17 protein-coding genes are annotated in these 14,198 nt (G+C 68.9%); 15 read left to right on the top strand and 2 right to left on the bottom strand.

Features of this window, described 5'->3' with window-relative positions; all coding sequences use genetic code 11:
- Window positions 1-82 precede the first annotated feature (82 nt).
- Window positions 83-256: a hypothetical protein gene (locus tag SCATT_RS38880; protein WP_014141365.1), complete on the bottom strand. Its 174-nt coding sequence runs from the start codon at window positions 254-256 to the stop codon at window positions 83-85.
- Window positions 253-1,224: a hypothetical protein gene (locus SCATT_RS02670; protein ID WP_014141364.1), complete on the bottom strand. Its 972-nt coding sequence runs from the start codon at window positions 1,222-1,224 to the stop codon at window positions 253-255. The genes SCATT_RS38880 and SCATT_RS02670 overlap by 4 nt, the downstream gene beginning before the upstream one ends.
- A 514-nt stretch (window positions 1,225-1,738) precedes the next feature.
- Between SCATT_RS02670 and SCATT_RS02665 the strand changes: the two genes are divergently transcribed.
- The 15 genes from SCATT_RS02665 (at window position 1,739) to folE (ending at window position 14,188) form a co-directional block, all read left to right on the top strand.
- Window positions 1,739-2,044: a hypothetical protein gene (locus tag SCATT_RS02665; protein ID WP_014141363.1), complete on the top strand. Its 306-nt coding sequence runs from the start codon at window positions 1,739-1,741 to the stop codon at window positions 2,042-2,044.
- Between the two features lie 204 nt (window positions 2,045-2,248).
- Window positions 2,249-3,118, top strand: coding sequence for a hypothetical protein (locus SCATT_RS02660; RefSeq protein WP_014141362.1), 870 nt, complete (start codon window positions 2,249-2,251; stop codon window positions 3,116-3,118).
- 139 nt (window positions 3,119-3,257) lie between these two features.
- Window positions 3,258-3,671 carry a hypothetical protein gene (locus tag SCATT_RS02655; protein ID WP_157894804.1) on the top strand — a complete coding sequence of 138 codons (414 nt, stop codon included), beginning with the start codon at window positions 3,258-3,260 and terminating at the stop codon, window positions 3,669-3,671.
- A 284-nt stretch (window positions 3,672-3,955) separates the two neighbouring features.
- Complete coding sequence (locus SCATT_RS02650; RefSeq protein WP_014141360.1) at window positions 3,956-5,569, top strand: hypothetical protein; 1,614 nt, start codon at window positions 3,956-3,958, stop codon at window positions 5,567-5,569.
- Window positions 5,570-5,814: 245 nt separating this feature from the next.
- A complete protein-coding gene (locus SCATT_RS02645) occupies window positions 5,815-6,261 on the top strand; it encodes a hypothetical protein (RefSeq protein WP_014141359.1) in 447 nt (148 codons plus the stop codon).
- 1,164 nt (window positions 6,262-7,425) lie between these two features.
- Window positions 7,426-7,743, top strand: coding sequence for a hypothetical protein (locus SCATT_RS02635; RefSeq protein WP_014141355.1), 318 nt, complete (start codon window positions 7,426-7,428; stop codon window positions 7,741-7,743).
- The gene (locus SCATT_RS02630; RefSeq protein WP_014141354.1) at window positions 7,740-8,135 is read left to right on the top strand and encodes a hypothetical protein; all 396 of its coding nucleotides are present in this window, start codon (window positions 7,740-7,742) and stop codon (window positions 8,133-8,135) included. The genes SCATT_RS02635 and SCATT_RS02630 overlap by 4 nt, the downstream gene beginning before the upstream one ends.
- Before the next feature lie 138 nt (window positions 8,136-8,273).
- Window positions 8,274-8,867, top strand: a complete 594-nt coding sequence (locus SCATT_RS02625) for a ParB/RepB/Spo0J family partition protein (RefSeq protein ID WP_014141353.1) — start codon at window positions 8,274-8,276, stop codon at window positions 8,865-8,867.
- Window positions 8,864-9,769, top strand: a complete 906-nt coding sequence (locus SCATT_RS02620; protein ID WP_014141352.1) for a hypothetical protein — start codon at window positions 8,864-8,866, stop codon at window positions 9,767-9,769. The genes SCATT_RS02625 and SCATT_RS02620 overlap by 4 nt, the downstream gene beginning before the upstream one ends.
- A gap of 1 nt (window position 9,770) precedes the next feature.
- Window positions 9,771-10,688, top strand: a complete 918-nt coding sequence (locus SCATT_RS02615; protein ID WP_014141351.1) for a hypothetical protein — start codon at window positions 9,771-9,773, stop codon at window positions 10,686-10,688.
- Window positions 10,673-11,578 carry a hypothetical protein gene (locus SCATT_RS02610; protein ID WP_014627371.1) on the top strand — a complete coding sequence of 302 codons (906 nt, stop codon included), beginning with the start codon at window positions 10,673-10,675 and terminating at the stop codon, window positions 11,576-11,578. Before SCATT_RS02615 ends, SCATT_RS02610 begins: the two co-directional genes overlap by 16 nt.
- Window positions 11,575-12,246, top strand: coding sequence for a 7-cyano-7-deazaguanine synthase QueC (queC, locus tag SCATT_RS02605; protein WP_014141349.1), 672 nt, complete (start codon window positions 11,575-11,577; stop codon window positions 12,244-12,246). The genes SCATT_RS02610 and queC overlap by 4 nt, the downstream gene beginning before the upstream one ends.
- 222 nt (window positions 12,247-12,468) lie before the next feature.
- Entirely contained in the window at window positions 12,469-12,897 is a 429-nt protein-coding gene (locus tag SCATT_RS02600) for a 6-pyruvoyl trahydropterin synthase family protein (protein WP_014141348.1), read from the top strand.
- Complete coding sequence (locus tag SCATT_RS02595; RefSeq protein ID WP_014141347.1) at window positions 12,894-13,601, top strand: 7-carboxy-7-deazaguanine synthase QueE; 708 nt, start codon at window positions 12,894-12,896, stop codon at window positions 13,599-13,601. The genes SCATT_RS02600 and SCATT_RS02595 overlap by 4 nt, the downstream gene beginning before the upstream one ends.
- Window positions 13,598-14,188, top strand: coding sequence for a GTP cyclohydrolase I (folE, locus tag SCATT_RS02590; protein ID WP_014141346.1), 591 nt, complete (start codon window positions 13,598-13,600; stop codon window positions 14,186-14,188). The genes SCATT_RS02595 and folE overlap by 4 nt, the downstream gene beginning before the upstream one ends.
- Window positions 14,189-14,198: the final 10 nt, after the last annotated feature.

The following is a 14,198-nucleotide window of genomic DNA, read 5'->3' as shown; positions in this document are numbered from 1 at the left end:
CGGCCGTGTCTGGGAAGAGGGGGTTGTACAGCCGAGTCCACCAGTCCGTGGGCTTCGTGGTGTCGCGGTCGGTCATGGGAACTCACTGCGAGAGCGCGAGAGCGTAGACGCCGGTGCCGAGCAGCACGACGGTGACGCTAGCGGCGGGGAGGACGTAGGGGTTCGGGACGTAACCGGGTAGCCGGGTGGAAGCGTGCAGCCCGATGAGCCCGATGAGGGCGATCAACGACCAGATCAGCAGGGCGAGGGTGGTCATCGTGTGCTCGCCGCCGTCAGCTTGTTGATCGTGCGGCGGATGGTCTCGGGGCTGGCGTGCGGGTGTGCCAGCAGCACCGCCTTACGCAGCTCGGCCTTGTCCTGCATCCCGGAGCGGAGGAGCGTTCGCACGGTCTCGGCGATCTGGGTGTTGGCGGCTGGACGGAGGGCGTGGACGTTCTGCGTGTCGTCGTCGCTCGCGGTGTCGTTGACGACCGCTTGCACCACACGTTCGTCGATCTCGATCCCTGCGTGGGCGAGTTGAGCGGCGACCTTCGCCGCGCTGGCGCCGGGCATGTGACTGATCGCGGCCTGCACGGCATCGCGGGCTTCACGAGTCACCACCAGCGGGCTCGGGCTGTCGTCCTGGACGTCGACCACGTCGCCGTAGACGGCGCGTTGGGCAGCGAGTACGGCCTTGGTTCGTTCGGCCTGCCGGCGCCACGCCAAGAGGGCTGCCTGCGCGCCGAGGTCGGCCTTCTCTGCGGCCAGCCACGCTCGGGTTCGGGGAGTCAGGGGTACCGCGTGGTGTCGCATCACTACGGTCCAGACGACCTTGGCGACGCCCGACACCGCGGCGGCCGTCAGGCCGGTGGGCCAACTGCCGTGCAGCCAGCCGTTGAGAGCGTCCTCGGCCATGGCGACGATCAGGAAGCACCATCCGGCCCAGCGAGGCAGGGCGGCGCGTTCGTCGTGCCAGCGGTCGAGGTATTCGATGCCGATACAGATGATCCAGCCGGAGTCCACCGCGCTGGCCATGGTGTAGGCGATGGGCGCGGGGACGGCCTCGGACAGCAGAGCGCCACCGGACGCGGCACCGAAGACGAGAGCGGTCAGCAGCAGGGTCGCGGCTGCGACGGTGACGGCGGCGAGGAGGGCGTGGTCCCAGTCGAGTGGGGGCGCTGGTGCTTGCGTGGTGTAGGGCTCCTCGACCAGGCGTGTCACACCGTCGATCGTGTGACGCACCATGCGAGTTCGGGTGATCGTGCGCGTCCTCATCGGGGTCCGTTCTGTGCCGGCGCAGTCCGAAGGGGAACCCAGCGGGTGCGCCCTGGAAGGGAAGAGGAACGGGGCCTGCCCGTGGTAGCGGCAGGCCCCGAGCGGCGGCGGTCAGCCGCGGTACGCCTTGCGCGCGGCGCGGTCGAGGGCTGCGCGGTCAAGGGCTCCCGTGCCGTAGTCGACGCGGCAGCGTTCGACGGTGGCTGGTTCGCTGAGGATCGGGTTCGGTCTCGGGGCGCGGTCCGTGGGCGGGGCAGGGCTGGTGCGGTTACCATCCATGGCGGATCTCCGTCTGGTCTTCGCGGGCGGACGGTGGATCTGGCCCCGACCCGGCGCGGCAACGCCATTGGGTCGGGGCCGTTGTGTTGATGGATCACGAGTCCGAGAGGCGGCCTCGCAACAGCATTAAACCCTAGGGTTTCGATCGAACGCAACCCTAGGGTTTAATGGCTGTGTGGTTGCCCTCTCAGAAGGGAGAGCGGCAGTGGCGGCGAAGGAGCCCGAGGAGGTGAAGCGGTTGGTTGAGGCCATCGAGGCGTTCGCGGCAGTGGAGGACGACGCGGCGTGCGCCGCTGCCGTGACCGTGGTGCTGGACAAGTGGCCCGACCTGCATGGTCGCCTGCGGCAGATCCGGCAGGAACGTGTGAACGCCTTGAGGGATGCGGGCAGGACCTGGGCGGAGATCGGCTCGATCCTCGGCGGCAAGACCCCGGCGCGCGCCCAGCAGATCAGCGTGGGCCTGCGCGGGACCAAGCGGCCCCCGAAGAAGGGGGAGCCGTCTGCCGAGTAGGCGACCTAACGCGAACCGGCCGCCGGGTGGCACCCCGACGGCCGTTTCGGACGAAGTGCCCAGCGGGTGGCACCCCGCTGAGCGTGTGTCCCACCGTGTGCAACGAGAGACGTCCATGACTGTACTGGTTGCAGGGCTCCCCTGCGAAACACTGCTCCACGACCATGCTCTGCGCCCGGTCCCGGCTGCGGCGGGGGTGCTGCGGTGACCTACGCCCGGGTACGCCGCGGCGACATGGCCGCTGACGTGATCCAGCGACACTTCACTCAGATCAGCAACCGCCTGTTCCGTGACCCCCGCATCAGCTTCAAAGCGAAGGGGATCTTCGGTCTGATCAGCACACACCGGACCGGGTACGGCGTCACGCCGGAGTGGATAGCCGCATCTTCAACCGACGGTGTCACCGCAGTGAAGACCGGCTTGCGCGAGCTGGAGAGGTACGGCTACCTGGTGCGCGACCAGGAGCGTCGGCCGGATGGCACGCACGGGCCGATGACCTACAGCATCACGGATATGCCCAGTTCACAACCGCCGGTGGAAAATCCACCGGCGGCTGACCCGCCAGCGGACGACCGTCACCATAAGAAGATCAAATCCAAGAAGACCAGAAGAAGGACACCCCCTTCCCCCTCCCGGACGGCTGAGTCCGTCGACTGCGCGGGTGTTGGCCGCGAGCAGGGCGCGAGTGAGGATGAGACGGCGCCCGGCTGTGAGGACAAGCGGGCTGCGGACTTCGTGGACTCGCTGCCGTTTCGGGGACGCAGGCCCGGCCGCACGGCTCGTCTGCACCTGGTGGGCCGTGTAACAGATGCGTTCGCTGCGGGCTGGACCGACGCGGAGTTGCGGGCGCAGCTTACGAGGGAAACCGCCGGGGCCGAGTCGTTGCTGGCGGTGTACCAGTACAGGCTCGCCCCGGGGGAGTTGCCGGACGCTCCGGCCGGCCGCCGGTCCGCCGGGCGGGTGCGTGCTGTAGAACCCGCCGGGAAGGGAGCGCCGCCGCCCGTTGAGGAGCTGGCCCGTACCCGGGCTGCCTTGCGGGCCCTGAAGAGGGCCAAGCACCATCGAGAGCGTTAGCAACGTGCTATCTAAGTCGGCACCGAATATCCTGGAAGGGTGGTGATCGCACAAGGCGACCCCTGTCGCCGCCTGCCCCCGGCTCCGTCGTTCCGGCGTATCTCGGGGGCAGGGGGACGTCGGCCCGGAAAGGCGCTCCATGACTGAAACACCTGAACAAGACCCGCGGGAATGGGCAGTGCTGGCCACTGTCACTCACTTCCTTCCCGTCACCAGCCGCGAAGTGGCCGTCGAACTCGCAGCAGACGCATCGCACATGACCGCCGTATGGCGTTTGCCGGCCGGGGACTGGCAGCCGGACAACACCCCTGACGAGCTGACCCAGTTCGTGTTCCTCGTTGATGGGAACCTGGCCTGCGGCACCATCGTCGACTACGCCCGGCACTGGGAATCCGCTCACTACAGCGGGGACTGTATCTCGCCTGAGGTGCGCACCTGGACGGCTGCCTTCACCGTGTGCGTTGAGCGGGTTCCCGTCACCGGTGACCGGGTGCGCTACCGGCTGAGCGTCGGCACCCAACGGGCTTGGGTGACCCTCGACGCCCGCAGCTGACCGCCGCAGTCCCGGGGTCGCGCGACCAGCCCGGGGCGTAGGCGCCCCGCCTCACGGGTTCCTCGCTCGTGAGGCGGGGGCGGGCGGTGGTTGTAGCGACCACCGCCGGAGGGGAAATCCGGCACGAGTGCCGAGACTTCATGGGCGACGGTACCTCCCATTTCATGATCGAGCGGAGATTCGTTTGACTTTGAATCAGATTTCACATGTAGCCGGTACCGGCTTGTAATTAGAGTCGGCAGGCAATACGATGGGATCGTTCACCGCCACCGAAGGGAGCCATCATGGAAGTCGACGCAGGTCCGATCAGCACGCTCATTCGCAAGAACCTCATGACGCGGTACTGCATCAGCGAGCGCATGGGCCGCGCGATCTCCACCGGAGGGGAAGGCCGAGAAGTCCGCGGTGACAGCGGCACCCTGCGCGCTCTGTTCGAGCGCGGCATGCTGCGCCTCGGGGACGGGTGGGTCTTGACCAGCAAAGGCGAGCAAGTCCACGCCGCGTTGCAGTCCGCTGCCGCAGGGGAAGCCTCAGATGTCACCGACCTGCTGGACATCCGGCCCGTGGCCTCCGGCTGCTACCGGGTCCACACCCCTTACGGCACCTACAGTCTCGACAACTGTCCAGCCGACCCCGACGCGGTACGCGCTGGCTTTCCCTCGGGTCCGCGCTGGATGCTGACCTGGCCCGGCGAGCGGGCCGCCGACGCCGAGTTCGGAACCAAACGAGCTGGCATCCAGCAGATCAAGGATGACGTGACGGCGAGGCTCCAGAACACCAGCGTCATCCAACTGGCAGCCGGACGCTGCGACTACCACGACGATGACTCCCCGTACGCCCAGACGCAGGCGGGCACTCCGAGCGTGCCAACTGAGGCAGCCCCCACGAGCGGGGGCCAGCCGATGGAAGGCGTCATCGTCACTCATGCTGGCTTTGCTGTCGGGAGCCTGCCCAAGCACGCAGACCACCCCGATGTCCGCGCGGCACTCACCGCCCTCGTCGGTCTCGCTCACGCTGAACTGACCGGCGACTACTACGACGAGTACGACGCTCCCGACACCCGGGGGGTCGTGGTCATCCCCGAGGAAGACGGCGCAGTGCGTGTCTACTGGCTCGAAGGCGGCCAGCACCTCACACCCGAGCGAAAGTCTTGGGATTCCCAACTCGACATCGTCGGGGCGCACTTGGAGCGATGGGGGTGGTCCGTGGCCAACACCGGCTCGACGTACCTCACCGCCCGGCGAACCACCACGACCGATACACCGGCCGTCATCGACAGCGGCGCCACCGTCCGCACCCCGCGCGGAGACCTCGGCACGGTACACCTCCGCATGGTCGGCCCTTACCCGCGAGCTGTCGTCAACGGCGTCACCTGGCCTGCCAGCCGTGTGGCACTCGTCACTTCCCCGCCACCCCCTGCTCCCGAGCGCACACCAGCAGAACCAACCGAAGAGGAGATCTACCGCAAGGACACGTACGTCCTCGAGGTCAGCGCCGACAACGGACAGACGTGGGAGCGCGTCGGCCACCCGCCGCTGGACGGTGAAACCCACGCCCAGCGGGAGGCCCAAGAGCGGGAAGCCCTCTCACCTGAGTGGGCATACCGCGTGATCCGCACCCGCCGCACCCGTACCGTGCTGCCGCGTCTCACCCCGCGGCTGGCGGCCTACGCCCACCCCGAACCTGTCCCGGCTCGTGATCTGCGCTCCGGCGACCGGGCACACCTGCGTGGCACTCTGCGCACGGTCTGGCTCAACACTCCCGCCACACACGGCCGTGCGATCTACACGGTAGACGAGGACACGGCGTTGTTCCTCGACAACGACGAAGAGGTCCGGCTCGCCTGGCGCGGGCCAGCCGTCGACCGCCATGGGCGCCCGGTGCGCGGCCCTCGCTGACCCAACCAGGACGGGGACTGCGCACGACCCAGCCGCCCCGCCTTCCTCAGTTGTCCCCGGCCGTCATCACGACGGCCGGGCTCACCCCGGTAGGTACTGTGAAGCCCCTCATCACTGACCCGATCGTCAGCCAAGCTGCCAGCGTCTTGTCCCGCCAACACAGCCCTGCTGGTCTCAACCAGTACGGCCGCTGTACCACCGCGGGGTACAGCGTCGGCCTCGGCCCACTCCCCAGACAGGCCCGTGTGCACCATCAGCAACCGGGCATCGACCTGTGCGACCCCGACCGGCCCACCAGCGCCGAACGAGCCGCCGAACGCCGCGACATGGTGGCCAAGTACGCCGCCACACTGGAGGCCGCCGACTGGATCGTGGTGCGCAAGACGGCCTCCACCGGGCCGATCCTCCTCGCAACACCGGCGGCACCGGCCGCTCCCCTCACCGCGCATGTCCGTCATGCCTCCAAGCCCCGCCAAGGTGACGTATTCAGTGGCGGGTACCACCTCGTGCTCAACCAGCCCGTCACGGTCGACCGGTTCCGCCGTGACACCGGAGAGGCCTTGTGCAAGCCGCGAGACCGGTTCTCGGACCTGGCACTTACTCCGGACGCGGCCGTGACCTGCCGCGTCTGCCGGGACCGCGCGGCCCGCTACGGGATCACGATCAGCGGGGCCCCGGAGCCCGGCCAGTGATCGCCTCGTTGTTCACCCACTGGTCGGTCGGCATGGACTCGTGGGTGGACTCCATCGGCTGCGCTGTCGAGCGAGGCCCCGTCGAGCTGAGCTACTACCTGTCGGCGCTCGTGACCGACATCGCCGGCACGAGGAGACCGGTGGCTGGGTCTACCAGCCTCCATCGTGGAAGACCGCATCATGCTGCGGATGCAATGGCGCCTTGACATCCCCACCGAGCCGTGGAGGGCATGGCGCACCGAGTACGACCGTGGCTGACCGGTCCAGCCGGGGGTACGCCGCGACATGCTGCGGTGCTTCGCCAGTGAAGTCTACGACTCCGGCTCCATCGTCCCCACGGACGCGGTGATGAACGCAACTCGTGCACGGGAGGGCCGTACCCCGCCCTGGCGCTGCATCCCCGATCCCATCACCGTCTACCGCCCCGGAATCCGCAAACGCGTCTGGCGAGCAGTGTCAGACCCGTCCAGAGAATGAGAACAGTGAAGCCTCTACTCGCCGTAACCGTAGGGACCGTCGGGCTAGCCGCGGTCATGGGTGCTGCCGTCGCATGCGACAGCACAGCCACCGGTCCCCACCACTCGACTGTGGTCGTCGTCCACCACGACACCCATGTGCACGTCGTCAGTCCGGTACCCCGCCGGGCTCCCGCGACCCGGCACACAACCACCGTGATTCGCCGATCAACCGTCAGCATCACCAAGCGCCGCTGACCCCGGACCGCACGCCCGACTTGACTTCCGCAGGGAAGCGAACCGATCATCTGGTCTGCTGGAACTCGTGCACCAAGGCCGTCCCCTGATGGGACGGCCTTCCGCGTCTCCGGAGGGCGCGTGCCATGACTACCCGCCCCGTACTCCTCAGCCCGGCGGACACCGCTCACCTCCTCGGCCGCCCTATCGGCACGGTGAAGCGCTGGGCGCACGAAGGCCGACTCACGAGCCATGACGGCCGATACGACTGGATGGAACTCCGCGATGTAGCCGCTGGCCGGATCACGTGCCCTCCACGGCTGCCAACTCCTCGAAGCGGCAGGCCATCCCGGAGCTGACCAACCCAAGGCCGGCCCCGCGCGCACTGATTTGCGGCGGGGCCTCATGCTGCCTGCCGCCGCGTGTTGAGGGGTGCGCGGCGGCGGGCAGCCCCCACCCCTCGGAGCTGCCTTTGTCCCTGCATCCCCCACCGACATTCCCGCGGGTCCATCCCGTCGCCGACGGGATCGAGATCGACGGCCAGGTCCTGCGCCCCGACAACTGGACCCTGGAGTACACCTCCCCGCGCGGCGGTCACACCGATGGTTCCCTTGGCCCGGTCACCGTGCGCATGGAGTTCACCGCGGTCCTCGCGCATCCGGCGCCCGATCAGGAACGAGCGTCCCGGGGATCCGTGGTGATCCAGGTAGTCAACGCGTCCAGCGACGACTTCCCCGAAACCCTCACCCAGGCGCTGCGCGCCGCCCGAGCCCAGAAGGACACCGCATGAGCCACATCCTGGACGAGCTGCACACCGTCATCGCGCACCTGGAGGACGAGGGCCACGCCTTGGCCGGCCGGCTCCGCGCCGTTGCCGCCCGGCTCCGGGCGGACATCGATCACGTCAGCGCTGGCAGCGAGACTGCTCTGGAGACCCTTGTGGAGTCTCTGACGGAAGCGGTGCGACCCGAGTTCGATCGTCTGAAGACGGAAGCCGTCAGCGAAGTGGGGCGCCTGCTGGCTACCGTCCTCAACGCGGTGGAACCGGTCTTCGCTGGCCCGGGCACCGACGCCAAGCAGGCTCTCGCCGACGCCATCAAGGCCGTGCGCGGACTCTTCGACACGCCCCTGGCCCTGGGACAGAAGCCCGCGTCCGCAGGCCCGGTCCGTCCGACGGACTGACCCGCACGTCGGCCCAGCCGCCGACTCCACGGCCGGGCCGGCCCCCAGGAGAAGGCCGTGGCGCGGCCCTCGCCGAGGTCCACCCGCCTGGGCGCCACCCTCACGTAGTGCACCGTCCCCGTCCCCCGGGAGCCCTTCATGCCTGCCGAGTACGTCACCACCCGCGACGTTCCCCTGGACGAACTCATGCTGTTCCCCGGCAACGCCAAGAGGGGGGACGTCGAGGCGATCCGCCAGAGCCTGCGCCGGAACGGACAGTACCGGTCGCTGATCGTCCGGGAGATACCAAGCGGACCGCTGATCGTCCTCGCGGGAAACCACACCTTGCAGGCTCTCGCCGCCGAAGGCGCGCAGACCGCGCGGTGCGAGATTGTCAGGTGCGATGACGCCGAGGCCCGGCGCATCAACCTGGCGGACAACCGCTTGGCGGAGCTGGGCACATACGACAACGACGCCTTGGCGGAGCTGCTGAGTTACCTCGACGGGGACTACACCGGCACCGGCTACACCGAGACCGACGTCGAGATGCTGATCACACCACCGCCGGACCTGGACGCACTCGCCGCCGAGTTCGGCGAGCCTGAGGACGACGACCTGTGGCCCGTACTGCGGTTCAAGGTCCCGCCCAACGTACGCGACGATTTCTACGACCTGTCGTCCGGGTGCGAGACACCGGACGACGACGCGGCACGGTTCATCCACCTCATGAACAAGCTGCGGTCGATGGCGTGACGCTGCGGGTCCTGGCCAGCTACCACTACCACCGCGATACCGACCTGGCCGCCCTGGTGCACGATCTCGGCGGGAACGTGGACCTGTTCGCCGACTCCGGGGCGTTCTCCGCTGCGACGACCGGCGTGACGATAAAGTTGGGCGACTACGCTGCCTGGCTACGACACTGGCAGCCGTTGATTACCGTCGCCGCGACCCTTGACGTGATCGGTGACCACCGGGCCACCGCCGCGAACCTGGATCGCCTCACCGAGGCTGGCTGCAGCGTGTTGCCGGTGTTTCACACAGGTGAGCCTTGGGACGTGCTGGAAGGGCTGTGCGCCCAGCACCGGTACATCGCCCTCGGCGGGCTGGCGCTCCACGCCGCAGGCGCCGCCAAGCAGAAGGCGCTCATGGCCTGGCTGATCCGCGCCTTCAAAGTCGCTCGGCCCTACGGCACCGCGCTCCACGGCTTCGGGCTGACCTCCGCCAATCTCGTCCGCCACCTGCCGTTCTACTCGATCGACAGCAGCTCCTACACGATGGGACAACGCTTCGGTCTGGTCTACCTGTGGGACGCCCGCACTCTCCGTATGCGCAGCCTGTTCTTCCGCAACCCCGCCGACGTACTGCCGAACGCTGCGCTGGTCCGCGCACACGGCCTGCCGCCACACCGGCTGCTGGACCGCAACTTCATGCGGCCCGCCGCCGGATCCACCGGAGCCGACCGGGATCTGCTCACAGCCGGTTGTGCCCGCGCCTACCAGTTCATGGAGGGGTCCCTGACCACCCGCCACCGTGTACCTGCGCCGCCGCTGCCCCGCGCCGCCGACCAGGGCACCAAGGTGTACCTCGCTCTTTCCGGAGCGCGGGACCAGGACATCGCACCACTGCGGATGTTGCTGGAGGAGGGGGTGCGGTGAGATGACGCTGCGCTGCCTGACGTCGTACGCGTACTGGCGCGACACCGATATGGGGGAACTCGTCGGTGATCTCCAAGCCCTTCACGGCGGCCGGGTGGAAATCTTCGCTGACTCCGGGGCGTTCTCCGTCGCGACGACTGGCTCGACGATCAAGTTGGCCGACTACGCGGCCTGGCTGCACCAGTGGCGCCACGTGATCACCACGGCCGCGACCCTGGACGTGATCGGCGACCCCGAGGCCACCCACCGCAACACCGCCACGCTGCTGAATGCCGGACTGAACGTCCTGCCCGCCTTCCACGTCGGCACCCCCTGGCCGATGCTGGAGGACCTGTGCAGCCGCCACGCCTACCTCGCCCTCGGCGGCATGGTCCCGCACTCCAAGCGCCCCGACGACGTGATGCGGTGGCTGATCCGAGCCTTCCGCATCGCACGCCACCACGGCGCGGTTTACCACGGCTTCGGCCAGACCCGGTTCGCCACCATCGCCGCGTTGCCGTTCTACTCCGTGGACTCTTCCGCGTGGGTATCCGGCGCCCGGTACGGCAACATCACGCTGTGGGACGATCGGCGCTGCCGCCTGGTCACCGTGCCGGTCGGCCGACCAACCGAAGCCCGCAAGCACGCCGCGCTCCTGCGCACCCACGGTGCAGACCCCGCAGTCGTCGGCCGACCAGGGTTCGCCCACACCGCTCATCGCACTGCGGCTGAGCACGCTCGCGAGTACGACATGATGCGCGCCGCCCCGATGACCGCGTTCCACCGCCTGGAGACATGGCTCGCGCGACGCCACCGTGTTCCTCCACCGGCTGGCTGGTCGGATACCGGCACCTGCCTGTTCCTCGCCTGCACCGACGACGAGCAGATGCGCCTCGCCGCCCGGACCCTCGCACCAGGAGCCCCGTGTTCCGCTACCTGACCAGCTTCCACTACCACCGCGAGACCGACCTCGCCGCGATAGGCGCCGCCTACGGCGGCCCCTACGAGGTCTTCGCTGACTCCGGGGCATTCTCCGCCGCGACGACTGGCTCGACCATCAAGCTGGCCGACTACGCGGCCTGGCTGCACCAGTGGCGCCACGTGATCACCACCGCCGCGACCCTTGACGTGATCGGCGACCCCGACGCCACCCACCGCAACACCCTCGCCCTCGAAGACCAGGGCATCCGGGTCCTGCCGGTATTCCACATCGGATCCCCCTGGCGGCGCCTCGAAGCACTGTGCGCCTCCTACCGGTACATCGCGCTGGGCGGAATGGTGCCCTACGCCCGACGCACCGACGACGTGATGCGCTGGCTGATCCGAGCCTTCCGCATCGCACGCCACCACGGCGCGGTCTACCACGGCTTCGGCCAGACCCGGTTCGCCACCATCGCCGCGCTGCCGTTCTACACAGTGGACTCCTCCAGCTGGGCGTCCGGCGCACGCTTCGGAGTGATGTCGCTGTGGGACAGCCAGCACTCCCGCATCGTGCAGCTGACCGTGGGCCGGCCAGCCGAAGCCCGCAAGCACGCCGGGCTCCTGCGCACCCACGGCGCAGACCCCGCAGTCGTCGGCCGACGGGGCTTCGCTACCAAGGCAGGCAAGCCGCCGGAGCAGTTCCAGGCCGAGGACACCATGATCCGCGCCACCCCCGCAGTGGCTTACGGGCGCCTTGGCCGCTGGCTCGAACGCCGTCACCACGTGGCCCCGCCGCCGGGGTGGACCAGCACCGGCACCGGCCTGTTCCTCGCCGACACCGATACCAAGAACTTCACCGTGGCCGCCCGCGCGCTGGCCGCTGACGCCCGGAAGGACAACACCTCATGAGTCGCCCCCTCGCCGTGCTCTCCTTCTCCGGCGGCATGGACTCCACCACTCTCGCCGCGCACTACCACGACAGCGGCTACGAGATGATGCTGCTGAGCTTCGACTACGGCCAGCGGCACAGCCGCGAACTTCTCGCCGCTCGGCGGGTCGCCCAGCACTTCGACGCGGAACACCAGGTCGTGGACTTGACGGCCGTCGGCGCACTGATGCCCGGAAGCGCCCTCACCGATCCAGCGATCGAGGTACCGGACGGGCATTACGAGGCCGAATCCATGCGCGTCACCGTCGTGCCCAACCGCAACGCGATCATGGCGAACATCGCGGTCGGGATCGCCGCCGCTCGCCGAGCACAGCTCGTCGGCCTCGGTATCCACGCCGGTGACCACGCTATCTACCCCGACTGCCGCCCGGCGTTCCTCGACGCCCTGAGGGCCTGCGTCACCCGGGCACTTGAGGGCCACCACACCCCCCGCATCGAGGCGCCGTTCATCACGTGGACCAAGGCGCAGATCGCCGAGCACGCACATCTACTCGGTGCCCCACTGGGCCTGTCGTGGAGCTGCTACAAGGGCCAAAAGCAGCACTGCGGCACGTGCGGTACGTGCACCGAACGCCGCGAAGCCTTCGCTGACGCTGGCGTACCCGACCCCACCGACTATGCGGTGTGACCTCCCCTGACCTGGTGGTCATCGCCTGTAGTCGACGTAAGTCGCCCCAGGCCGCGCCCTCGGGTGCGCCGACCACGAACACGCCGCGGTTCCGGCGCCGAACAGGTACTCCGCCCTTGCCCGGATCGTGAGGCCGCAAGCGGCCTACCCCCTCGCCGATACCCGAGGCTCGGGAGACCAGAGCGTCATCCTGGCCCGCATCATCATGAGAGGACGCCTGGAATGACCCACAGCGTGACCGTCCGCCACAACTTCGAGACGGCCCACCGACTGCCCCACTTGCCGGGCAAGTGCACCTCCCTGCACGGCCACTCCTGGTGGACCGAAGTCACCGTCGAAGCGCCCAAGCTCGCCGCCGGCCTCGTCGTCGAGTTCGGGCCATTCAAGCGGGCCTTGCGCCAGTGGATCGACACCCACCTCGACCACGGGGTCATGCTCGGTCCTAACGACCCGCTGTTGCCCGTTCTGCGTTCCTTCGACTGCAAGGCTTACGAGGTGACCGGATGGCCGACCGTGGAGAACGTCGCCGCCCTGCTCGCCGACATGGCCGCCGGCGTACTCCGGGACCTGGTCCGAGCGCCCGGCGCCCGCGTCACCCGCGTCCACCTGGCCGAGACCCACGTCAACGCCGCTACCTGGATTGCATCATGAGCGGCCCGACCCTCGTCGTCGCGGAGGTCTTCGGGCCGACCGTGCAGGGGGAAGGTCCCTCCACCGGCCGGCGCGCCGCCTTCATACGGCTCGGCGGGTGCAACCTGACCTGCTCCTGGTGTGACACTCCCTACACGTGGGACGCGACGCGCTACGACCTGCGCACCCAGCTCACCCGCCAGCCCACCGCCGACATCGCCGCCCGCGCCTTGGAAGGCGCTCCCGCTGTGGTCGTCATCACCGGCGGCGAACCACTGCTGCACCAGCACCAGCCGGGCTGGCTGGATCTTTTGGACCGTCTCGCCGACGCCGGGGTGGACATCGAGATCGAGACCAACGGCACGATCGCGCCGACGCCGCTCACCACCGCATGGGCCACGCGGTTCAACGTCTCGCCGAAACTCGCCAGCGCCGGTGACCGCGAGAGCAGACGCATCCGCGAAGACGCCATCCACGCGCTACGCGACACCGGCCAAGCCACCTTCAAGTACGTCTGCGCCTCGGCCGAGGACGTCACCGAGACCGAGAAGTGGGTGCAGGCGCTGGGCATTCCCCCGGAGCAGGTGTGGATCATGCCGCGCGGTACCGACGCCGCCACCATCGGCCGCCACCTGGCCGTCATCGCCGACCCCGCCATTCGCGCGGGCTACAACCTGACCACCCGGCTCCACGTCCTCACCTGGGGCAACGAAAGGGCACGATGACCAACCCCGACCCCTCCCTCCGCGTCGCCGCCCGCCGGTTCACCGCCGGCCTGACCGCATGGTTCGCCTCGATCGGCCTGGACCCCGACAGCCCGGCTCTGGCCGAGACCCCCACGCGAGTGCTGCGAGCGCTCGGCGAATTCACCGCCGGGTACCGCGACGACCCGGCATTCCACCTGTCGCGGACCTTCCCGGCCGACCATGCCGGGCAGCCCATCGCCGTCACCGGCGTGCCGTTCACCTCGCTGTGCGAACACCACCTGCTCCCGTTCAGCGGCACTGCGGACATCGCGTACCAGCCCAAGCCCGGCGCGTCGGTCGCCGGCCTGTCCAAGCTGCCGCGGGTACTGGACGTGTACGCCCGCCGCTTGCAGACCCAAGAACAGCTGACCCGGCAGGTCACCGCCGCATTGGACGAGCATCTGGACACCCTTGGCGCGGCCTGCATCATCCGCTCCGAACACGGCTGCCTGGCGCACCGCGGCGCCCGCAAGCCGGGGGCGTCCATGGTCACCGCCTCCTACACCGGTCGATTCCTGACCGACCCGCAGGCGCGTGCTGACCTCCATACCCTCCTGACCCGATAGGGAGCCCGCC

Source organism: Streptantibioticus cattleyicolor NRRL 8057 = DSM 46488 (assembly GCF_000240165.1).
Taxonomy (GTDB): domain Bacteria; phylum Actinomycetota; class Actinomycetes; order Streptomycetales; family Streptomycetaceae; genus Streptantibioticus; species Streptantibioticus cattleyicolor.
Note: the sequence above shows the minus strand (reverse complement) of the source record. Positions and strands in the feature narration are given on the sequence as shown.